Origin of the sequence: Streptomyces achromogenes, from assembly GCF_030816715.1 — a bacterium.
In the GTDB taxonomy this organism is placed as follows: Bacteria; Actinomycetota; Actinomycetes; order Streptomycetales; family Streptomycetaceae; genus Streptomyces; species Streptomyces achromogenes_A.
The window spans coordinates 7,138,318-7,160,262 of sequence record NZ_JAUSYH010000001.1 but is presented as its reverse complement, the minus strand read 5'-3'; the positions used below and the strand labels follow the sequence as shown (position 1 = coordinate 7,160,262).

General features: G+C 68.8%; 16 protein-coding genes. 12 read left to right on the top strand and 4 right to left on the bottom strand.

Annotated elements, in window-relative coordinates; translation table 11 throughout:
* The 3 genes from QF032_RS31960 (at position 1) to QF032_RS31950 (ending at position 4,958) form a co-directional block, all read left to right on the top strand.
* Positions 1-1,017 (top strand): alpha-ketoacid dehydrogenase subunit beta, encoded by a 1,017-nt coding sequence (locus QF032_RS31960; RefSeq protein WP_307058667.1) that lies wholly within the window; start codon positions 1-3, stop codon positions 1,015-1,017.
* Positions 1,018-1,027: 10 nt separating this feature from the next.
* Positions 1,028-2,320 (top strand): dihydrolipoamide acetyltransferase family protein, encoded by a 1,293-nt coding sequence (locus QF032_RS31955; protein ID WP_307058665.1) that lies wholly within the window; start codon positions 1,028-1,030, stop codon positions 2,318-2,320.
* 274 nt (positions 2,321-2,594) lie between these two features.
* Positions 2,595-4,958, top strand: coding sequence for a glycoside hydrolase family 65 protein (locus QF032_RS31950; RefSeq protein WP_307058663.1), 2,364 nt, complete (start codon positions 2,595-2,597; stop codon positions 4,956-4,958).
* 85 nt (positions 4,959-5,043) lie between these two features.
* On the opposite strand, the gene QF032_RS31945 is transcribed toward QF032_RS31950, so the two are convergent.
* From QF032_RS31945 to QF032_RS31930, 4 genes are all read right to left on the bottom strand, one after another.
* Positions 5,044-5,538, bottom strand: coding sequence for a universal stress protein (locus QF032_RS31945; protein WP_307058661.1), 495 nt, complete (start codon positions 5,536-5,538; stop codon positions 5,044-5,046).
* Between the two features lie 165 nt (positions 5,539-5,703).
* Positions 5,704-6,954, bottom strand: a complete 1,251-nt coding sequence (locus QF032_RS31940) for an NAD(P)/FAD-dependent oxidoreductase (protein WP_307058659.1) — start codon at positions 6,952-6,954, stop codon at positions 5,704-5,706.
* A 2-nt stretch (positions 6,955-6,956) separates the two neighbouring features.
* Positions 6,957-8,078 (bottom strand): transaldolase, encoded by a 1,122-nt coding sequence (gene tal, locus QF032_RS31935; protein WP_307058657.1) that lies wholly within the window; start codon positions 8,076-8,078, stop codon positions 6,957-6,959.
* A gap of 462 nt (positions 8,079-8,540) precedes the next feature.
* Positions 8,541-9,824 (bottom strand): PP2C family protein-serine/threonine phosphatase, encoded by a 1,284-nt coding sequence (locus QF032_RS31930; RefSeq protein ID WP_306947881.1) that lies wholly within the window; start codon positions 9,822-9,824, stop codon positions 8,541-8,543.
* Positions 9,825-10,166: 342 nt separating this feature from the next.
* On the opposite strand from QF032_RS31930, the gene ctaD reads away from it, so the two are divergent.
* The 9 genes from ctaD (at position 10,167) to QF032_RS31885 (ending at position 21,945) form a co-directional block, all read left to right on the top strand.
* Positions 10,167-11,828 carry an aa3-type cytochrome oxidase subunit I gene (gene ctaD / locus QF032_RS31925; protein ID WP_306955869.1) on the top strand — a complete coding sequence of 554 codons (1,662 nt, stop codon included), beginning with the start codon at positions 10,167-10,169 and terminating at the stop codon, positions 11,826-11,828.
* A complete protein-coding gene (locus QF032_RS31920) occupies positions 11,825-12,187 on the top strand; it encodes a hypothetical protein (protein WP_306947882.1) in 363 nt (120 codons plus the stop codon). The genes ctaD and QF032_RS31920 overlap by 4 nt, the downstream gene beginning before the upstream one ends.
* A 431-nt stretch (positions 12,188-12,618) precedes the next feature.
* Complete coding sequence (locus QF032_RS31915) at positions 12,619-13,323, top strand: universal stress protein (RefSeq protein ID WP_307058655.1); 705 nt, start codon at positions 12,619-12,621, stop codon at positions 13,321-13,323.
* The gene (locus QF032_RS31910; protein ID WP_307058653.1) at positions 13,292-13,483 is read left to right on the top strand and encodes a universal stress protein; all 192 of its coding nucleotides are present in this window, start codon (positions 13,292-13,294) and stop codon (positions 13,481-13,483) included. The genes QF032_RS31915 and QF032_RS31910 overlap by 32 nt, the downstream gene beginning before the upstream one ends.
* 40 nt (positions 13,484-13,523) lie before the next feature.
* Complete coding sequence (locus QF032_RS31905; protein ID WP_306947884.1) at positions 13,524-13,790, top strand: DUF6343 family protein; 267 nt, start codon at positions 13,524-13,526, stop codon at positions 13,788-13,790.
* Between the two features lie 468 nt (positions 13,791-14,258).
* Positions 14,259-14,699: a universal stress protein gene (locus tag QF032_RS31900; protein ID WP_307058652.1), complete on the top strand. Its 441-nt coding sequence runs from the start codon at positions 14,259-14,261 to the stop codon at positions 14,697-14,699.
* Positions 14,700-15,159: 460 nt separating this feature from the next.
* Positions 15,160-15,918 (top strand): HAD family hydrolase, encoded by a 759-nt coding sequence (locus tag QF032_RS31895; RefSeq protein WP_307058650.1) that lies wholly within the window; start codon positions 15,160-15,162, stop codon positions 15,916-15,918.
* Positions 15,915-18,284 carry a glycoside hydrolase family 65 protein gene (locus QF032_RS31890; protein WP_307058648.1) on the top strand — a complete coding sequence of 790 codons (2,370 nt, stop codon included), beginning with the start codon at positions 15,915-15,917 and terminating at the stop codon, positions 18,282-18,284. Before QF032_RS31895 ends, QF032_RS31890 begins: the two co-directional genes overlap by 4 nt.
* Positions 18,285-19,122: 838 nt before the next feature.
* Positions 19,123-21,945: a cation-translocating P-type ATPase gene (locus tag QF032_RS31885; protein ID WP_373430503.1), complete on the top strand. Its 2,823-nt coding sequence runs from the start codon at positions 19,123-19,125 to the stop codon at positions 21,943-21,945.

The following is a 21,945-nucleotide window of genomic DNA, read 5'->3' as shown; positions in this document are numbered from 1 at the left end:
GTGGCCGCTGTTACCTACCGCCAGGCGCTGCACGACACGCTCCGGGCGGAGATGCTGCGGGACGAGAACATCCTGCTGATCGGTGAGGAGATCGGCGTCTTCGAAGGCTCCTACAAGATCACCGCCGGGCTGCTGGACGAGTTCGGCCCCCGTCGGGTGCGGGACACGCCGATCTGCGAGGAGGGCTTCGTCGGCGCAGCGGTCGGAGCGGCCATGCTGGGCCTGCGGCCGGTCGTCGAGATCATGACCATCAACTTCAGCCTGCTGGCCATCGACCAGATCGTGAATCACGCCGCCAAGATGCATGCCATGTTCGGCGGCCAGGTCTCGGTGCCGATGGTGATCCGCACTCCCGGAGGCGGCGGGCAACAACTGGCCGCCACCCACTCGCAGAACCTGGAGGTCTTCTATGCCCACGTGCCCGGGCTCAAGGTCGTCGCCCCCTCCAGCCCGGCGGACGCCAAAGGGCTGCTGACGGCCGCCATCCGCGACGACGACCCGGTGCTCGTGCTGGAGAACCTCGCGCTGTACAACACCAAGGGCGAGGTCCCCGACGGCGAGCACACCGTACCTATTGGCACCGCGCAGATCACCAAAGCCGGCCGGGACCTTACCGTCGTCGCCTACTCGCGCGCTGCAGCGATCGCCCTGGACGTCGCCCACCGCCTCGAGACGGAGGGCGTCTCGGTCGAGGTCGTCGACCTGCGCAGTCTGCGACCGCTGGACCGGCAGACCGTGTGCACTTCGGTACGCAAGACCACCCGCGCCGTCATCCTCGAAGACGACTGGCTCAGCTACGGCATCGGCGCCGAGATCGCCGCGACCATCGCCGAGGGGGCCTTCGACCGCCTCGACGCGCCCGTCCGCCGCGTTGCCGCCGCCGAGGTCCCCCTGCCGTACGCCAAACAGCTGGAGACCGCCGCCCTGCCCGATGCGGCAGCACTGACCCGGGTGATCCACGAAACCCTCGACGCCACCGGTTTCACCGCCCACCCGACCACGCCTGCAGGCGGTTAGGAGGCCCGTGATGCCCGAAGTCCTCATGCCCCGCCTGTCCGACACCATGGAGGTGGGCACCCTGAGCCGATGGCTCACCCACGAGGGCGCCCCGGTCCGCAAGGGCGATGCCATCGCCGAGATCGAAACCGACAAGGCCGTGATGGAACTGGAGGCATACGACGAGGGGCCCCTCACCCGCATCCTCGTCGCCGAAGGCACCACCGTGCCCATCGGAACCCCTCTCGCCGTCATCGGAACCGAACCCCAGGCCGCGCCGGATCAGCCTGCACCTGAGCAAGCTCGGCAGACGGCCGCACCTGCCCCGGCACCGCCCGCAAGGCCGACCGAAGGCCCCGCGCAGACCCTCCCCGCCACCGCCGAGCCTTCCGCGCCCGCCCGGGGGGACGAGCAGGAGGTGCGCACCTCCCCGCTGGCCCGGGCATTGGCCCGCCAGCACGGCATCGACATCACCACGCTCACCGGCAGCGGCCCCGGCGGGCGCATCATCCGCGCGGACGTGGACGAAGCCATCACCCGGCACGGCGGACAACCAGGCGCCATCCGGCCCCCCACTGCACCCGAGCCGCCCGCCGGACTCGCAGCGGCGCACCCGACGCCCGCCGAACAGGCCGAAGACGACGAGGAAGTGCCACTGAGCACCATCCGCCGCCTCACCGCACAGCGCCTGACCCAGAGCACGCAGCAGGCCCCGCACTTCTACCTGACCACCGTCATCGACGCCGAACCGCTGCTCGCCTTCCGCGCCGACATCAACGCGCAACTCGGCGAACCCGGCCCCCGCATCAGCGTCACCGACCTGCTCGTCAAAGGGTGCGCGACAGCCTTGCGCACTCACCCGCAGGCCAACTCCTCCTGGGACAGCACCCGCATCCTGCGCCACCGCCGCATCCACATCGGCGTCGCCGTCGCCCTCGAAGACGGACTGACCGTCCCCGTGGTACACGACGCCGACCGCAAACCCCTGACTCAGATCGCCCGCGAGGCCCACGCCCTGGCCGACAACGCCCGCGCCGGCCGCCTCGCATTGGAGGACCTCAGCGGCGGCACCTTCACCATCAGCAACCTGGGCACCTACGGCGTCGACCATTTCACCGCCGTCATCAACCCGCCCCAGGCCGCGATCCTCGCCGTCGGCGCCGCGCAAAGCCAGCCCGTCATCCGCGACGGCGAAGTCGCCGTCGGCACCACCATGGCGCTGACCTTGTCCATCGACCACCGCGTCCTGGACGGCGCCACCGCCGCTGCTTTCCTCGCCGACCTCAAAACACTCCTCGAACACCCCTTGGGCATCGTGCTGTAGCCGATGATGACGCTGCCCGCTCACACGCCCGGACTCGCCCGTGCCGCCGGCCTGCGCCGCCCGCCAACCGTGCGCCTGCGGCATCGCCGCACCACCGGTTCAAGTACCGCCAGTACAGCGAGGAGCACGACGGGACCGGACCACAACGGCCCTCAGACCGCTGCACCGCCCGCCCTGACCAGCCAGCCTCTCCCTGTCGCGCCGCAACAGTCCCAGCAGCAGTCAGAGCCACGGCCCGAAGTCCGCGACCGTCACCGAGTGCCGGAGGCCCGCCATGATCACCCATCCTGCGTACACCGTCGAACCGTGGTGCCTGCGCGAGAGCGAGCTCGACCTGGACGTGCTGGAGCAAAGCGAGTCGGTGTTCGCACTGGCCAACGGCCACATCGGCTGGCGCGGCAACCTGGACGAGGGCGAGCCGCACGGGCTGCCGGGGTCCTACCTCAACGGCGTGTTCGAGTTCCGTCCACTGCCGTACGCGGAGGCCGGCTACGGATACCCGGAGTCCGGGCAGACGATCATCAACGTGACCAACGGCAAGGTGATACGGCTGCTGGTGGACGACGAGCCGTTCGACCTGCGTTACGGCCGACTGCACCACCACGAGCGGGTGCTGGACTTCCGCGCCGGGGTACTGCACCGCAGGGTCGAGTGGACGACTCCGTCGGGGCGCACGGTGCGCATCCGCTCGACCCGGCTGGTCTCGCTCACCCAGCGGGCGACCGCCGCGATCGCCTACGAGGTCGAGGCGGTGGACGAGGAGGTGCGGATCGTGCTCCAGTCCGAGCTGGTCGCCAATGAACAGCTTCCGACGCGGGAGGGCGATCCTCGGGTTTCGGCCTCCTTGGGGGCGGTCCTGCAGCACGAGGAGGACTTTGTGCAGGACAGCAGGCTGCGGCTGGTGCACCGCACGGCCCGCAGCGGGCTGCGCGTGGCGACGGCGGCCGACCATCTGATCGAAGGCCCGCCGGGCACTTCTACCTCCGCTGAGAGCGGCCAGGATCTCAGCAGGCTGACGGTGACCTCGCTGTTGCGGCCGGGCCAGCGACTGCGGGTCGAGAAGACGGTCGCCTACGGCTGGTCGGGCGCCAGGTCGCTGCCCGCCGTCCGTGACCAGGTCGACGCCGCGCTGGCCGGGGCGGCCAGCACCGGCTGGGAGGGCCTGCTCGCCGAACAGCGCGGATACCTGGCCGCCTTCTGGGCGTGGGCGGATGTCGAGCTGGAGGGCGACACCGAGATCCAGCAGGCCGTCCGGTTCGCGCTTTTCCACGTGCTTCAGGCAGCGGCTCGCGCCGAGGAACGGGCCATCCCCGCCAAGGGACTGACCGGCCCGGGCTACAACGGCCACTGCTTCTGGGACGCAGAGACGTATGTGCTGCCGATGCTCACCTACACCGCACCACATGCGGTGGGGCCGGCGCTGCGCTGGCGGCACACCACGCTGCCCGCCGCGCTGGGGCGGGCACGCCAGCTCGGCCTGGCGGGGGCTGCGTTTCCCTGGCGGACCATCGACGGCGACGAGTGCTCCGCCTACTGGCCGGCCGGCACCGCGGCGTTCCACATCAACGCGGACATCGCCGACGCGGTGGTGCGCTACACCGCTGCCACCGGTGATCTGGTCTTCGAGCGGGAGGCAGGACTGGAACTGCTGGTGCACACCGCCCGGCTGTGGTTCTCGCTCGGCCACCACGACCCGCACGGAGTGTTCCACCTGGACGGCGTCACCGGGCCGGACGAGTACAGCGCGATCGCCGATGACAACGCCTACACCAATGTGATGGCGCAGCAGAATCTGCGCGCTGCCGCCGACGCGGCCGAACGCCACCCCGACCTGGCCGCCTCGCTCGGCGTGGACGACGAGGAGACCGCGGCCTGGCGGGATGCTGCCCGGCGGATCGTGCTGCCGTTCAACAAGGAACTCGGCGTGCACGAGCAGTCCGCGGGCTTCACCTCCCACCAGGTGTGGGACTTCGCCGGCACCCCGGCGGACCGCTACCCGCTGCTGCTGCATTTCCCGTATTTCGACCTGTACCGCAAACAGGTGATCAAGCAAGCCGACCTGGTCCTGGCCATGCACTTGCGCGGCGACGCGTTCACCAAGGAGGAGAAGGCCCGCAACTTCGCCTACTACGAACCGCTCACGGTCCGGGACTCCTCACTGTCCGCCGGCAGTCAGGCCGTGATGGCCGCCGAAGTCGGCCAGCTGCGCCTGGCATACGACTACGTCGGCGAGGCCGCGATGATGGACCTGGCCGACCTGGAGCGCAACACTCGCGACGGCCTGCATATCGCCTCGCTGGCCGGGACCTGGACCGCGCTCGTAGCGGGCTTCGGTGGGATGAGACACCACGGGGACGCCCTGTTCTTCGCCCCGCGGCTGCCCGAGCAGATCAGTCGGCTGGCTTTCGCCGTGCAGTTCCGGCAGTGCTGCGTGCATGTGGACATCTCGCACCAACAGGCCACCTACACCTTGTTGGCGGGGGCGGAGCTCGAGATCCACCACCACGGCCGCCCGTTGAAGGTGACCAGGGACGTCTCTCGCAGCGGGCCGATACCCGCTGTCCCCGATCTGCCGGAACCGCAGCAGCCTCCCAGTCGTGGTCCGACCCGCCGCAGATGGGCGGGGCACAACGAGTGAGTCCACATCCACATAGCATTCGTCGCCCCACGGACGCCACGGACGCCACGGACAGGCGACATGCCGCGGTCTTTCCTGGGATGCGTCAAGAGGAGGCGCCGCGGGAGTCGGCCGGAACGACGACGACGGGCAGGTGAGCGTGGTGCACGACCTCGGTGCTGGTCGATCCGAGCGTGAGGCGCCCCCAGGCGCCCGAACCGCGGGTGCCGACCACCAGCAAAGAGGCGTCCTTGCTCGCGTCCAGCAGAACCTGCGCCGGTCGGCCCGCCTCAGCGATGATCTCCACCTCCACGTCGGGTCCGCCGAGCTGCTTCCGTAGTTCGTGGACCGTCTCGGTCACCGCCTGTCGGGCGACATCGTGGAGCTGTTCATAAAGGGTGGTGGCACCCTCCGGAACGGCCATCCATCCGTAGCCCGTGAAACGAGCAGGGGTGTAGTCGTAGGCACAGACCGCCCGTAGACCGATGCCGCGCAGTTGCGCCTCGCGCAGAGCGAAGAGCACGGCGTGCCGAGCGTGCGGGGAGCCGTCCGTGCCGACCACGATCGGACCAGCCGGGACGTGCGCGGGAGTGTCGGTCATCGGGAATCCTTCCAAGGTGGCTCCGGCGGCCGGCCGGGCAGCATTCTGATCAACGTCAGGAAGCGGTCGTCGTATCTGTTGCACTACCGGTGCAGCCACTTCCGCTCGGCCGGGTGAGGCACCTCACGGCCGCACCGGCACGGTTATGGCCGGTCGCCGGACCGCTCACCGGTGCTGGGCGCTGAGAAGGAGAGCCTCGAGGGGCACCTGTGGGTCGGTGAGCATGTGAATGTCGACTGGATGGGCGGTGCGGACGAGGGCCTGGAGCTGGTCGTTGACGTCCCAGGTGTTGACGTTCATGCCTGCGAGCACCCGGTTGCCGGCGAGCCAGAAGGCGATGAACTCGCGTCCGGCCACGTCACCGCGGAAGACGACCTGGTCGTAGCCGCCCGGCTCGACATATCCGGCGTACTCCATGCCCAGGTCGTACTGGTCGGTGAAGAAGTACGGCACTCGGTCATACACCGCGTCCTGCTGGCCGAGCATCGCCTTGGCGGCGGTCTGCGGCTGGTGCAGTGCGTTGGCCCAGTGCTCGACGCGGATGTGCTTGCCCAGCAGGGGGTGGAAGGCGTTGGCGACGTCACCGGCGGCGTAGATGTCCGGGTAGGAGGTGCGCAGCCGTTCGTCGACGCGGATGCCGTTGTCGACCTCCAGGCCCGCCTCCTGCGCCAGCCCAATGTTGGGCGTGATGCCTACCCCGACGATGACCACGTCGGCGTCGATGCGGGTGCCGTCGGACAGCCGTACCCCGTCCGCCGCGCCGGCGCTGCCGGTGATCTCGGCGAGCTGTGCGCCGAACCGCAGATCCACGCCGTGGTCGCGGTGCAGGTCCGCGAACACCTGGGCGACCTCGCGGCCGAGGACCCGCAGCAGCGGCAGTTCGGCCATCTCCAGCACGGTGACCTCCACACCGGCCGCGCGGGCGGCAGCAGTGGTCTCCAGACCGATCCACCCTGCGCCGATGACCACGGCCCGTGAGGCGGACTGGAACGCTTCCTTGATCTGGTCGCTGTCCTCGACCCGCCGCAGGTACAGCACCCGCTTGAGGTCCGCGCCGGGGACCGGCAGGCGGCGCGGGGAGGATCCGGTGGCCAGCAGCAGCTTGCCGTAGCCGACCCGCTTGCCGTCGGCGAGTGTCACCTCGCGGGCGGCCGGGTCGACGGCGGTGACTGCCATGCCGAGCCGCAGGTCCACGTTGTGTTCCGCGTACCACTGCGGCGGGTGGACGTAGATCTGCTCGCGCGCGTCCTTGCCCGTCAGGTAGCCCTTGGACAGCGGTGGCCGCTCGTAGGGCCGTTCGCTCTCGTCCCCGATGAGGACCAGCGGGCCGTCGAAGCCCTCCTCGCGCAGGGTCTGCGCGGCCTTGGCACCGGCCAGGCTGGCCCCGACGATCACACACGCGTCGTTCGTGGACATCGTCAGTTCCCTTCCTGGGCTGCGGGCCGGCTCCGCAACGTTTCGGCGAGCTGTTCGGAGAGCTGCTCCCAGCTGGCGTCGAACTTCGACACCCCTTCGTCCTCGAGGGTCTGCACGAGGTCGACGTAGTCCACGCCCACTGCCCGCAACCCCTCGAGAACCTGCTGAGCGTCGTGGTAGTGGGTGCGGACCGAGTCGGCCGGCACCTGGCCGTGGTCGGCGACCGCGCGCAAGGTGGCCTCGGGCATGGTGTTGACCACGCCTGGCGCGACCAGATCGGTCACGTACCGCGTGTCGGGGTAGGCGGGATCCTTGACGGAGGTCGAAGCCCAGAGCGGACGTTGTGGGTGAGCGCCCGCCTTCTCCAGAGCCTGCCAGCGGTGTGAGGAGATCACGCGCTCGTAGTGCTGGTAGGCCAGCCGCGCGTTGGCGATCGCCACCCGGCCACGCAGCCCGGCCCCCTGTGCGGTGCCGGTCTTGTCCAGGCGTGCGTCTGCCTCGGCATCGACCCTGGAGACGAAGAACGAAGCCACTGAGCCGATCCCGGACAGCTCACGGCCCGCATCGCGGGCGCGTTCCATCCCGTCGAGGAAGGCGGCCATGACCTCGTCGTAGCGGGCGAGGGAGAAGATCAGCGTGACGTTGATGCTGATTCCCTCGGCCAGGCACGCGGCGATCGCCGGCAGGCCCTGCCGGGCGGCCGGGATCTTCACGAACAGGTTGGGCCGGTCGACCAGCCACCACAGCGCCCGCGCCTCCGCGATCGTCGCCGCGGTGTCGTGCGCGAGCCGGGGATCGACCTCGATGGAGACCCGCCCGTCGACACCGTCCGTCGCGTCGTAGACCGGGCGCAGCACGTCACACGCCCACCGGACGTCGGTTGTGGTCAGCGACCGCAGCGCCTCACCGACCCCGACTCCGCGGGCCGCCAGATCACGGATCTGTGCGTCGTACGCCTCGCCGCTCGTGATGGCCTTGGCGAAGATCGTCGGATTGGTGGTCACCCCCACCACCCGGTCCCGCGCGACCAGGTCCGCCAGACTGCCGGACACCAGCCGTTCCCGGCTGAGATCGTCCAGCCAGATCGACACTCCGGCATCGCTCAGTGTCTTCAAGGGATTCATGACGCTGCCACTCTTCCCGCGCACCAGGCGGAGTGAGCAGCTCAAGGGTTCTTACTGCTCGTCCGCGGCCCGCACCAGAGCTTGCCTGTCGCTCCATCGTCTCTGGAAGGCCAGTGGCCCGCAATCCGCACACCGGCTCAGGCCGACGGCGTGCTGGCCGGCCTGGACGGCTCGCCGACCGCCGAAGAGGGAGTCCGTATTCCTGATCTTCAGTGAAGTTCCAGGTCCAGCCGCTGAGCTACCACCATGGTTGCGGGACGGCCCGGAAACATGGAGGCATTTGGCACGAACGATGGGGCTAACGACATGCGGGCGCGAGACCGTCGCATTCCATCGGCCACCGGCCGCTCATCTGGCGTGCCGCTGGGACGGTGACGACGACGGTGCCCGAGTCGGCTGTGGTCACCTCTGGTCTGAGCGCGCGGTTTCGAGGGCGGTGCACCGCTGCCCGGGACGGTGCGGTCACCGGGACGCGGACTCATTCCACAACGCCAACAGCGCGGTGTCATCGCCACGTGCGGGGGCGACCCGCTCCACCAACTCGTCCAGGAAGTGGTCCGGCGAAAGGCCGCGCAGGTTTCCAGCTTCGCCGCGGAGCCGCTCGAGGCCAACGGACAGATCCTCACCGCGCCGCTCTATAAGGCCGTCGGTATAGAGCAGGAAGAGGCTGCCTTCGGTTAGCGGCGCCGTGGCCGCCGCTTCCCGCGGCACGTCGGTGTCCACTCCGAGTGGAAGGCCCTCGCCACCGGCCAGGAACCGTGCCCGGCCGTGGGGGCGGACGAGTAGCGGAGGCGGATGCCCGGCGTTGGCCCAGGCAAGCGCGGAGGGGCCGATAGCCGACGGACGCGCCACGCCGAAGATGAGCGTGGCCGTGACGTCGGGCTCGTTCAGCTTCTCCAACGCCTGGTCCAGGCGGCGCACCACCTCGTCCGGCGGGCCGGGACGGTCGAGGACGAGGGCGCGGAGCATGTGGCGCAACTGGCTCATCCGGGCAGTGGCCCGCACGTCATGGCCGGCCACGTCACCGACGGTGAACGCCAAGGTCCCGTCCTGAAGTGCAATGGCGTCGTACCAGTCGCCTCCCACCTCTGCGTACGTGCGCGCCGGGGAGTATCGGGCGACGAGACGAAACGGGTGGACGTCAGGCAGGCTGTTCGGCAGCAGAGAGCGCTGCAGGTGCGTTGCGATGTCGCGTTGCTGACCGTACAGACGCGCGTTGTCCACCACGAGTGCGCCTTGATGCGCGAGGCTGTCGATCAGCGGGACCTGAGCTTCGGTGAAGGGACGACGCGCTTCGGTGCGGGCGACGATGATCACCCCGAAGGGGCGCCCACCGGCTTCCAGGGGACACGCGATCGCGGTGGTCGCGCCCAACCGGGTCAACAACTCCAGTTGTGCACGTTCCAAAGGATCCGCTGCTTGGTCAGGCGTCGGCACGTCGGGGATCAGTACGGCGGTGCCTCGGCGCAGGGCTTGGGCCAGCGGTGCGGCAGAGCCCTGCGGCCATGAAGGGAGCAGTTGGGATGATTCTCCCGGACGGGGGCTGTTCGAGCGGCCTGTCCCACGCCCCGTCACCACAGCCCGGCGAGCCCGGCCCCTTTCGTCCAGCAGGTCGATCACACACCAGTCAGCCAGTCGTTCGACCAGGAGTTCCGCAAGCCTCTGCAGGCTTCCCTCCCAGCCTCGACCCGCTTTGAGCGCGTTCGTGACATCCGCCAGCAGCCTGAGGGGAATGGCCTCCTCCACGCGCCGCCTCCTACATTCGCACTACCGTTTCGCCAACGTCATGCCTCTCGCGCGATCGGAGACCACCCCCCTCTCCCGCCAGTGTGCCCGCAGCGATTACAAACGGCGTGTCGGCGTTTCCCCAGGTTGACCCAGCGTCGTTTGCCCGCCTGAATCGGCGCTCCGACGTCGTCCTCGGGATACGACGCACGACACGCCTGAATGGAGGAATACCTCAGCCTCGATGGAGCAACGCCGCGGTGGCGCAGGCATACGTGTGACCGTCGACCGTAGTGTGCCGCAGTGACCACGACGGACAATGCGGGAGCAGCCGTACCCAGCGTCCAGGCCCATCCGCGGCGGCTGCGGGGCGGCAAGATAGTGGTGGCGTGGCTGACCACCACCGACCACAAGACGATCGGCTCGCTGTACCTGATCACGTCGTTCGCGTTCTTCATCATCGGCGGCGTCATGGCGCTGCTCATGCGTGCCGAACTGGCCCGCCCCGGCATGCAGATCTTGTCGAACGAGCAGTTCAACCAGGCGTTCACGATGCACGGCACGATCATGCTGCTGATGTTCGCGACACCCCTGTTCGCCGGCTTCACGAACTGGATCATGCCGCTGCAGATCGGCGCCCCCGACGTGGCGTTCCCCCGCCTGAACATGTTTGCCTACTGGCTCTACCTGTTCGGCTCGCTCATCGCCGTCGGCGGCTTCCTCACCCCGCAAGGCGCGGCCGACTTCGGCTGGTTCGCCTACGCCCCACTCAACGACGCAGTCCACTCACCCGGCATCGGCGGAGACATGTGGATCATGGGCCTGGCCTTCTCCGGCTTCGGCACGATCCTCGGCTCGGTCAACTTCATCAGCACGATCATCTGCATGCGTGCTCCGGGCATGACGATGTTCCGCGTGCCGATCTTCACCTGGAACGTCCTGCTCACCGCCGTGTTGGTGCTCCTGGCGTTCCCTGTGCTGGCCGCCGCTCTGCTGTGTTTGGAGGCAGACCGGAAATTCGGTGCCCATGTCTTCGACGCCGCCAACGGCGGACCGTTGTTGTGGCAGCACTTGTTCTGGTTCTTCGGACACCCGGAGGTGTACATCATCGCGCTGCCGTTCTTCGGCATTGTGAGCGAGGTCATCCCGGTCTTCAGCCGCAAGCCGATCTTCGGTTACATGGGCCTGATCGGCGCCACCATCGCGATCGCCGGCCTCTCGGCGACGGTGTGGGCACACCACATGTTCGCCACCGGCGGTGTCCTGCTGCCGTTCTTTTCCTTCATGTCCTACCTCATCGCGGTCCCGACCGGCGTGAAGTTTTTCAACTGGATCGGCACCATGTGGAAGGGGTCGCTGAGTTTCGAAACCCCGATGCTGTGGGCGACGGGCTTCATGGTCACCTTTCTGTTCGGTGGTCTGACCGGTGTCCTGCTGGCCTCGCCGCCGCTGGATTTCCACGTCACGGACTCGTACTTCGTCGTCGCTCACTTCCACTACGTCGTCTTCGGTACGGTCGTCTTCGCCATGTTCTCCGGCTTCCATTTCTGGTGGCCGAAGATGACGGGCAAGATGCTCGACGAACGCCTAGGTAAGATCACTTTCTGGACGCTGTTCACTGGATTTCACGGCACTTTCCTCATCCAGCACTGGCTGGGCGCGGAAGGCATGCCGCGCCGGTACGCGGACTACCTGGCAACGGACGGGTTCACCGCGCTGAACACCATCTCCACCATCAGCTCATTCCTCCTCGGCATGTCGATGCTGCCGTTCTTCTACAACGTGTGGAAGACAGCCAAATACGGCAAGAAGGTCGAGGTCGACGATCCGTGGGGATACGGCCGTTCTCTTGAATGGGCGACGTCGTGCCCGCCCCCGCGGCACAACTTCCTCACCCTTCCCCGCATCCGCAGTGAGTCACCGGCGTTCGACCTGCACCATCCCGACATCGCCGCGAGAGAAGAACTGCGGGACCGCTCTGCGGGACAAGCGGCCCTGGGGCAGGGTGGGGGCGATGAACGGTGAAGCGTTCCGGCCTCGGCGTTCGTGCTGAGCGGCACAGCCAGGAGTACGCGCGCGGCCTGAACGAGTTGGAGGGCTATTTACTGGCTCAGGCCGAGGCGACTGACGCCCTCAGTTGCGGCGAGGCGTTCGCCGCGCAGATGCCCTGGCTGACGACCGCTCAACGGGAGGAGGTCGTCCGCCTCTATGCCACCGACCGGCTTCAGATCTCACGTGCCGCCCTCCAACGCGTCACCGACCGGGTGCTGGAGCTGCAGTGCCAGTACTCCAGCCGCTACCACGCGCTGCAGGTCCGGCTGCTGGGTCTCTTCCTCTCAGCCCTCGCCGTGTTCGTCGTTGTGCTGATGATCCTTGTGTACTGATCAGCCGCCCCCAGTCCCACTGGCCGTTACCCACCAGGGGCCCATCGGAGGCTGGTCAGTGACGAGGAGGCCGTCGTCGCGTGGGCTCCCCCGGCCGTCGGCTCGTCGCTGGGCTGCTGTTGATCCCTGAGCCGCGCTGTCTGCTCGTATGGTGCCGTCCGTCTGGGGCCACCCGGCCCGAGCAACGAGGCTGGACTGCGCAGGGCTGGGAGCAGCCCAGCGAGCTCTGCCAGGCTCCCGCGACCGAGGAATGGGGCGAATATGATCGCAGGAGACGCTCTGCGGCGCTCGCAGTGCGGTAGGAGTTCTTTTGGGGTGTATTGGTACAGGAGCCCGTTGACCGGGCGGTACTAGGGCCTCAAGGCCACGGACAGGGACGCACGCTTCCCGCTTCTCGGCACCCAGCTTCTATCGAGACGAAGGCAGTCGTTATGAAGCCAGTGCTCACTGTGGGTCTGGACGGCTCCCCCGAGAGCCTGGCCGCTGCTCGCTGGGGCGCGGCGGCAGCCGACCGGCAAGGGCTTACCTTGAGGCTTTTGCACGCGTGGATCCCGCTGGCGCCGGGGCCTCGCGGTGTCTCTGCGGAGAGTGACCAGCACCATTGGGCACAGCGCATTCTTCACGACGCGCATGTCGAGATCCACAAGCGTTACCCCGTGCTGTCCATCGTTGAGGATCTTGTAGCCGACGACGCCAGACCCGCACTGCTGACAGCGGCAGCGAAATCCCGGATGATCGTGCTGGGCTCGCGTGGACTGGCGGCTGGCAGTTACTTCCTTGGCAGCACCAGCATGGACGTCGTGTCACGGGCCGAGCGGCCGGTGGTCCTCGTACGTGCAAGCCTGGAGGAGACAGGGCCTTCTCCCGTCGGCAACTGCGTGGTGGTCGGCCTGAGCCTGCGGGACCCATGCGATGAGCTGTTCGAGTTCGCCTTCTCTGCCGCCCACGCACGCGGAGTGCCCCTACGGGCTGTCCACGGCCACGAGGTACCGGTGCAGGCGCATATGCCCTGGGGCGTGGACGCTGAAGTTGCCGCAGAGATCACGGACAAGGCGCAGAAGAAGCTCCGCAAGCAACTCCGTCCATGGCGCAAGAAGTTCCGCGGTGTGCGCGGTGATCAAAGTCCTCACCCTTGACAGCCCGGCCAGAGCAGTCGTCCACGACACGGAGACGGCGGGACTGCTGGTCGTTGGCAGACGCAGGCACCGGGGCGCCCTGGCGCCGCGGCTCGGGCCCGTGGCCCAAGCGGCCGTGCACCATGCGGCCTGTCCCATCGCCGTTGTCCCCCATGGCTGAGCCCACCTCCCACAGGACAGGTCGAGGAGTAGTGGTTTTGATGCGTACGGGCAATGAACCGATGACAGCCCGGAGTCCCCTGCGAGCGCGCTTCTGGCTGAGTGTCTGGGGTCTGGTCTGGGCAACCTTCGGAACGGTCGTGTTCGCCCTGGTCGGGCGGCCCGGCTGGGCAGTGGCGTGCGGCGTGCTGTGGCTTATCGTCACCATCGGCATGGCCGTGATCCTTCGGCGTATGCACCAGGGCTCGCGCTGGCAGCCGGGCCGCGATGTCCCGCCGTACGTGCCGCCGGAGGGCCGTCGCCGGTAGAGAAGATCAGGAGACCCTGGCCTGCGCAGGGCCGGGGGCGAATCGGAAGAGCGTGGCGGGCACGGCCATGCCGCACACCACGGGGCGCACCAATGTACTCGTCCCCACAGCGTTCGCTGCCTTGCTGCTCGAATAGATCCTGGATCGCCAGCGGCTGGCCGCCAGGGAACGTCACTTCGGCAGTTGCCTCGAGAAAGGCGCGCGATAGGCGCGTCGCCAGGATGGTCCCCCGCTCGGGGAAGGGTGGTGACTTCAGGGACGTCACCGAGATCGAGGATTGGGCGGCCCGCTTGGCAGGTGAACTTGATGACGAGGAGCACCGCTGCCTTCCGTCCGACCGTAAGGCCACGCACTCGTATGCCATGCCCTCGGCCGCCTTCTCTGGCGGGCCGTAGGGGAGTCACGCAGCGTGGATGGCAGAGGTGCTGGTCAGTGCAGCGGACGTATCAGCCATCGGAGGTGAGAGGTATGGAGAGGGACTCTGGGCCGCGTGTTGTGGTGGGCGTCGATGGGTCGCAGTCCTCGTACGCGGCGCTGCGGTGGGCCGTGCGGTACGGCGCTCTCATCGGCGCTGGCGTGGTGGCTGTGGCCGCGTGGGAGTTGCCGGGTGGGCGTGTCTGGCCGGCTCGGGCCATCGATGCCACCTTCGATGAGCAGAGAGCGCGAGAGGGGCTGGTCCAGGAACTCAGGGATGTCCTCGGCGCGGAGTATGCCGACACTGTTCGGGCGTACTTGGTGCAAGGGAACGCTGTTGATGTGCTTCTGGGGGCGGGCGAGGGCGCCGAGGCCATGGTTGTGGGCAGCCGGGGGCGGGGCGGCTTCGCCAGGGCCCTGCTGGGGTCGGTCAGCCAGCATGTCGCACAGCATGCGAAGTGCCCTGTCGTGATTGTCCGCCCGGACGCGTCGTGACCCAGGGTGTGGTTGTGAGCGCAGAGATGCGTATGGCGTACGGAGAATCCCGTCGGCAGCAAGGCGGCGCGTCCTGGACGCCGGCCGACGAGGCGTACGCCCTGGTGATCCGACCGGTCAGTGCCTGCGAAGGCCGTCTGCGGCCGTCCGTTCCCCACGGCCCCTCCGGCCGAGCGATGGGGCCGACGCCCGTGCGAAGCCCGGGGCTATGGGAGAGGCTGGATCTGCAGGGCGATCCCCGCAACCGGCGTCTGGTCGTACCTCCGGCGCAGCGCCGTCTGGAGACAGAAAGAGGAGGGGACGCCGCCGGCCCCGCCATCACCGCAGCGCGCCGCGGGCGGGAGACTCCGGCCTTCAGCTCGGCGGGGTTGGCCACAGGCTGCTGCACCACGCGGCCTGCCCGGTCGCGGTTACGCCGCAGCGGGTGTGATCGCCCGACGCACCGACGAGAGGAGTTCTCATGGCCGTCCGGTCCGAGAGTACGCTCGCACCCGTGCTGCGGGATGTCGGTGCTGTCGTCCTCGACACCGACGGAGTGATCACCGACTCGGCTCGGGTGCACGCCGCCGCCTGGAAGGATGCCTTTGACGCCTTTCTCAGTGAGCACCCGCCGGAGGACCCCACGCAGCGGCGCCCCTTCGACGTCCGGGCCGACTATCTCCCTTACGTGGACGGGAGGTCCCGGCTCGACGGCGCCGCCGCTTTCCTCGCTTCACGGGGGCTTGACCCCTCGGCCGAGACGGTGCGGGCTGTCGCCGCGGACAAGGAGCGGCTGTTCACAGCGCGGCTGCGCGAGAAGGGCGTCGACGCGTATCCGGGCACGGTGCGGCTCGTGCATGCCCTGCGCCGGGCGGGGAAGCCGGTTGCCGCCGCCTCCGCGTCCCGCCACGCCCGTGAACTCCTCGTCCGGGCCGGGGTGCTGGATCTGTTCCACGTGCTCGTCGATGGCGGTGAGGCGGCCCGGTTGAGGCTGCCGGGCAAGCCGCACCCCGATCTGTTCCTCGAGGCGGCTCGTCGACTGGGCGTCCCGGCCGACCGCGCCGCCGTCGTCGAGGACGCGCTGGCAGGCGTCGAGGCAGGCCGCCGCGGTGGATTCGCCCTCGTCGTCGGCGTGGACCGCACGGCCAGCCCGGACACCAGGGCGAGACTGGTGCAGCAGGGTGCGGACATTGTCGTACGTGACCTAGGAGAACTGCTCGTGGCAGGAACGCAGCAGTGACCGGCTGGACCTGGCGGTACGAGGGCTATGACCCCGCGGACGAGCGTCTGCGGGAGTCCCTGTGCACGCTGGGCAACGGCTACTTCGCCACCCGCGGGGCGCTATCCGAATGCGTCGCGGACGACGTGCACTACCCAGGCACCTATGTGGCGGGTTGCTACAACCGGCTCACCTCGCAAGTGGCCGGACGCCGGGTCGAGAACGAGGACATGGTCAACCTCCCGAACTGGCTGCCCCTGCGTTTCCGCCTCGCCGGGCGGCAATGGCTCACCCCGGACACGGCGACCGTGCTCGACCACGACCAGGTCCTGCACCTGTCCTCGGGCCTGCTCGAGCGCCGGACCCGGTACGGGCTCAGCGACGGACGCGCCCTGTCCGTGCACCAGCTTCGTCTCGTGCACATGGCCGACCCCCATCTCGCCGCCCTGCGTACCGAGCTCACGGCCGAGGGCTTCTCCGGCGAGGTGGAGGTCGAGGCCGCAATCGACGGCGCTGTCATCAACGCCGGCGTGCCCCGTTACCGCGACCTTGACGGCCGCCACCTGGTCCACGTGCACACCGGCACCGCCGCCACGGACACCGTGTGGCTGCGCTGCCGCACCCGCACCTCCGACATCCGAATCGGTCTGGCGGCCCGGCTGGCCGCCGAGGCACCCGTCACCACCCAGCACACGCCGGCCCGCGCCGTCCAGCGAGTGCGACTGCACGTGACGTCCGGCCAGACCCTCACCGTCGACAAGACCATCGCTCTGCACACCTCCCGCGACCCCGCGATCAGCGATCCGCTGGACGCCGCAGTCGACCGAGTCGAGGCCGCATCCGGCTTCGACGAGCTACTCGCATCCCACCGCACGGCCTGGAACCAGCTCTGGCGCCGGGCCGCACTCGACGTCCCCGGGGAGGCCGGCCAGGTGCTGCAGCTGCACCTTTTCCACCTCCTGCAGACACTCTCGCCGCACACCGCCGACCTCGACGTGGGAGTGCCCGCCCGGGGGCTGCACGGCGAGGCATACCGCGGACACGTCTTCTGGGACGAGCTGTTCATCCTGCCGTACCTCAACCTGCACTTCCCTGAGGTATCCCGCGCCCTGCTCCACTACCGCCACCGACGCCTGGACCGGGCCCGGGCCACAGCCCGCGCGCTCGGCAGGCGGGGGGCCGTGTACCCGTGGCAGAGCGGCAGCGACGGGCGCGAGGAGACCCAGGAACTGCACCTCAACCCGCACTCCGGACGCTGGCTGCCCGACCATTCCCGACTTCAGCGGCACGTCGGCTCGGCCGTGGCGTACAACGTGTGGCAGTACTGCGAGGCGAGCGGCGACGCCGAGTTCCTGCACACCAAGGGCGCCGAGATGCTGTTGGAGATCGCCCGCTTCTGGGCGGACTCGGCGACCTACGACGACAGCCTCGGGCGGCACCGCATCCGCGGCGTGGTCGGCCCCGACGAATACCACGACGCCTACCCCGGCGTGCCCGAGCCCGGCCTCGACGACAACACGTACTCAAACGTCACTGCCGCATGGGTGCTCACTCGCACCTTGGAGGTTCTGCGCGCGCTTCCCGAACCCCGTCGGCGGGAACTCGCCGAGCGCACCGATCTGGACGGCGGTGAACTCGAACACTGGGAGGACGTGTCCCGCACGCTCCATGTGCCCTTCCACGACGATGTCATCAGCCAGTTCGCCGGCTACGGCGACCTCGCGGAACTCGACTGGGACGGCTACCGGAAGCGGTACGGCGACATCCGGCGTCTCGACCGGATCCTGGAGGCGGAAGGCGACAGCGTCAATCGCTACCGGGCGTCCAAGCAGGCCGACGTGCTGATGCTGGGTTACCTCTTCCCACCGTCCGAACTCCGGGGTCTCTTCGAACGCCTGGGCCACCGGCTCGACGAGGACATCTGGCGGCGCACCGTCGACTACTACCTGGCCCGCACCAGCCACGGGTCCACCCTCAGCAGCGTGGTCCACGGCTGGGTCCTGGCCCGGGCCCGGCGCTCCGAGGCGTGGAGGTTCTGCCAGGAGGCACTGCGGAGCGACATCGCCGATGTGCAGGGCGGCACCACCGGAGAGGGCATCCACCTCGGTGCCATGGCGGGCACGCTCGACTTCGTCCAGCGCGGACTGCCCGGGCTCGAGACTCGCCAGCAAGCACTATGGCTCGACCCCGTACCACCGCCAGAGCTGGCGTCGTACGAATTCGCCGTCCGCTACCAGGGACATTGGGGCGTGCGGCTGCGTTTTGAGCGCGGAAGGCTCGAGATTACGGTGCCCCCCTCCAACCATTCCCCCATCAACATCCGGCTGCCAGACCGCTCGGTGTGCGTCCAGTCGGGGGAAACGCGCCAACTGCTGCTCCCGCACTGAAACTCCAGGGCCGTGGCCCCAGCGACCTTCCGGCAGCGGCCGGGATGTCGGCCCGGCCGCTGCAGGCACGGGCGGACTGGTGCCGAGGGCGGGGGTGACGGCCCGGTGCCGGGCAGGTTCCGCAGCCGCCACCTCATGCGAGACCGCCGGGGCCGGCGGAACAGGGCATGCGCCACAACAACGCGCCTGTGCCTGTCGAGGTCACGACCGATCATCCCTTTCACGCGACAGGTGTTCGCATCTCGCCGCCCGGGCCGCCGACCGCGGCTCGGGAGACCTCCGCCCCCGTGACCGCGTTTCCATCGACGCTGGTAAAAGACGGACCTTCCAGCCTCCCGGTCTGCGAGCGGACGCAGGTGATCACCTCGACGAGCTGATCACGCAGCATCTTGAGGGCCACATGTCCGGCCGCCGGAGCCAATAGTCCGTGGACACATAACACCCCTGAGGGAGGAATACCGCAATTCCATAGGAGGCGACGCCATGATGGTCGCCAGGCATCGCGTAACCGCAGGAGGGCTCCCGTGACAACGACGGGCAGTACCGGAACGGCTGTATCCGGCGCCCGGCGCCATCCCGGTCGCCTGTGGGGAGGCAGGATGGCGGTGGCGTGGCTGACCACTCCCGACCACAAGACGATCGGTTCGCAGTACCAAGAAGCTCCGCGAGCAGCTCCGTCCATGGTGCAAGAAGTTCCGCGGTGTGCGAGTGGTCGACGCCCACGTCGCTTTGCCCGCAGCCTCCCCCTAGTTTGGGGAGGACGACAGGTGGCTGCCCATTCGACGCCGGGCAGCCGTACCCCAGAATCGCAGCCCGATATGGCGCGCCGGCCGAAGTGATGAGTGCAGGCACGCAGGTACTGACACCTGACGGAGGTGGCCGGGAGCAGGCTGGCCGGTCCGTACAGAACATGGGGGCACCGGAGGTCTTCGCGGCGCTGGTCACCTCACCCCGAGGGATCTCTCCGACGGATGCGGCAGAGCGGCGCGAGCGGTACGGCGCCAACGAACTGCCGCGCCCGCCGCGACAGGGCCTGTGGCGACAGTTCGCGGCGCAGTTCACCGATCTCTTCGCGGTTGTATTGCTCGTCGCCGCCGTGATCACCCTCTTGGCCTACGAACTGCAACAGCCCCGGGATCCCGGCACGCTGCAGTTGGCAGTGGCGATCCTCGGTGTGGTGGTGCTGAACGCTGCGATCGGGTTCGCACAGGAGTACTCCGCCGAGCGTACGGCCGAGTCCCTCCAGGCGATGGTGCCGCACATCTGCAGGGTGCTGCGCCAGGGTGAACGGCGGGAACTGCCCGTGCAGGACCTGGTGCCAGGCGATGTGGTGGTGCTTGAGGCGGGGGATGCGGTGCCGGCCGACTGCCGCCTGACCGAGGCACACGACGTCTCGGTGAACAATGCTGCTCTGACGGGGGAGAGCGACGCAGTAGGCCGTACCGACGAAGCCGTGGCATCGGGCCCCCTGCTGCAGGCGCGTAACTGCGTGTTCATGGGTACCGACGTGGTGACCGGGTCCGGGAAAGCCGTGGTGTTCGCCACCGGCGCGGCGACCGAGTTCGGGCGTATCTTCCGGCTCACCGCTGCCGCCCCGCGCCAGAAGACGCCTCTTCAGCACCAGGTCGCCACCATGGCCCGGCGCGTGGCGGGGGCCGCGTTGGCGATCGGGGCCGTTCTGTTCGCCGTCCGTCTTCCCGCTGGGGACCCCCTCGTCGAAACCTTCGTGTTCGCGCTCGGGGTGATGGTTGCGCTGGTGCCGGAGGGCCTTCCCGCGACGCTGTCCGTTTCCCTGGCGATCGGTGTACGGCGCATGGCACGTCGGCATGCGCTGATCAAGAAGCTGCTGGCCGTGGAGACGCTCGGGTCCACCACCGTCGTGTGCACGGACAAGACGGGGACGCTGACGCAGGCGGAAATGACGGTCGTGCAGATGTGGGCCGACGGCACCGCGCACTCCGTCTCCGGGGTGGGATACGAGCCGACGGGCCAGGTGGCGGACCCGGGACCGGTACGCGAAATGCTGCGGGTTGCGGCCCTGTGCTGCAACGCCAGGCTGGTACCGCCCTCGGCTGATGCGGCGAGGTCCCCCCAGCCGGATCGTGCGGGATGGAGGGTGCTCGGTGACACCACCGAGGGAGCGCTGCTGGTGGTCGCGGCCAAGGCCGGCCTGGACGTGACTGCGCAGGAGGCCGTCACACCCCGGGTGACCGAGTTCCCCTTCGATTCCACCCGCAAGCTGATGAGCACCGTCCACCGCGGTGCGGACGGCGAGTGGCACGCCTACGTCAAGGGCGCTCCCCAGGAACTGCTCGCCCGCTGCACCGGCATCCACTGGCAGGGCGGACCACAGGCCCTGACGGCCCGGTTGCGGGCTGTCGTCACCACCGCGCACGACGACCTGGCCTCCCAGGGTCTGCGCGTGCTGGCGGTCGCCTCCCGGACACTTCCCGATCCCCGTGCCTCACGGGAAGAAGCCGAGGCGGGGCTGACGCTGCTGGGGCTGGTCGGCATGCTCGACCCTCCGCGGCCGGAGGTCAGCGAGTCGGTCCGCGCGGTACGGCGCGCCGGCATCCGCATCGTCATGGTCACCGGAGACCACCCCCTGACCGCGGAGGCAGTCGCGCGCCGCGTGGGGATCGTGCGGGAGCCCGCCCCCACCATCATCACTGGCAGCGAACTCGACACGCTGGGCGACGGTGCGCTCGACGCCCTGCTCGGGGAGCCGAAGGAACTGCTGCTGTGCAGGGTGAGCCCCGAACACAAGATGCGGGTGGTCGCCGCCCTGCAGCGCCGGGGTGAGGTGGTCGCTGTGACGGGCGACGGCGCGAATGACGCCCCCGCGCTGAAACACGCGGACATCGGTGTCGCGATGGGTGTCTCGGGCACGGACGTGGCGCGCGAGGCCGCGGCGATGGTGCTGCTGGACGACTCGTTCGCCTCCATCGCCGCAGCAGTGAAGCTGGGCCGGTCGGTTTACCAGAACATCCGCAAGTTCCTCGTCTACGTCTTCACCAGCAACATCGGCGAGCTCGTTCCGGTCCTGGCCGCGACGTTCGCAGGGTTCCCGCTGGTTCCTGTCAGCGCGGTGCAGATCCTTGCGATCGATCTCGGCTCGGACGTCCTGCCCGCACTGGCACTGGGTGCGGAGCCGCCCGAGCCCGATGTCATGGACCGCCCGCCCCGTTCCCGGCGCGAGCCCTTGTTCTCGGCGGCCGTGGTGCGACGGATTCTGTTCCTGGGCGGCATCCAGGCCCTCGGTGTGTGCGTGGTGTTCTTCTGGCACATCAGCGCTTCGGGTATTGCGTACGCCGACTTCACCGAAGACGATCCCGTCTACCGGGAGGCGGTCACGATGGTGCAGGCGGGCATCGTGCTCAGTCAGTTCTTCGTCGCCCTGGCCGTGCGCACGGACCGGCAGAGTGTCTTCCGGATCGGAGTGCTGTCCAATCCGAGACTGCTCGCCGCGGGACTCGTCGGGGTGGCCCTGATGGCCGCGATCAGTTACGTGCCCACGCTTCAGAAGGTGTTCAACACCGCGCCGCTGGCCGCTGCCGACTGGGCGGTTCTGGCCGGATTCGGGGCAGTGCTGCTGGGTGCGGAGGAAGCCCGCAAGTGGTGGCTGCGCCGACGCTCCCGCTCACTGGGCAGGAAGGGATGA

Coding starts and splice junctions, on each gene's coding strand:
- QF032_RS31900 (WP_307058652.1), top strand. CDS start 14,259: ATGGAGAGGGACTCTGGGCCGCGTGTTGTGGTGGGCGTCGATGGGTCG.
- QF032_RS31945 (WP_307058661.1), bottom strand. CDS start 5,538: ATGACCGACACTCCCGCGCACGTCCCGGCTGGTCCGATCGTGGTCGGC.
- QF032_RS31940 (WP_307058659.1), bottom strand. CDS start 6,954: ATGTCCACGAACGACGCGTGTGTGATCGTCGGGGCCAGCCTGGCCGGT.
- QF032_RS31885 (WP_373430503.1), top strand. CDS start 19,123: ATGAGTGCAGGCACGCAGGTACTGACACCTGACGGAGGTGGCCGGGAG.
- QF032_RS31905 (WP_306947884.1), top strand. CDS start 13,524: ATGCGTACGGGCAATGAACCGATGACAGCCCGGAGTCCCCTGCGAGCG.
- tal (WP_307058657.1), bottom strand. CDS start 8,078: ATGAATCCCTTGAAGACACTGAGCGATGCCGGAGTGTCGATCTGGCTG.
- QF032_RS31950 (WP_307058663.1), top strand. CDS start 2,595: ATGATCACCCATCCTGCGTACACCGTCGAACCGTGGTGCCTGCGCGAG.
- QF032_RS31915 (WP_307058655.1), top strand. CDS start 12,619: ATGAAGCCAGTGCTCACTGTGGGTCTGGACGGCTCCCCCGAGAGCCTG.
- QF032_RS31955 (WP_307058665.1), top strand. CDS start 1,028: ATGCCCGAAGTCCTCATGCCCCGCCTGTCCGACACCATGGAGGTGGGC.
- QF032_RS31895 (WP_307058650.1), top strand. CDS start 15,160: ATGGCCGTCCGGTCCGAGAGTACGCTCGCACCCGTGCTGCGGGATGTC.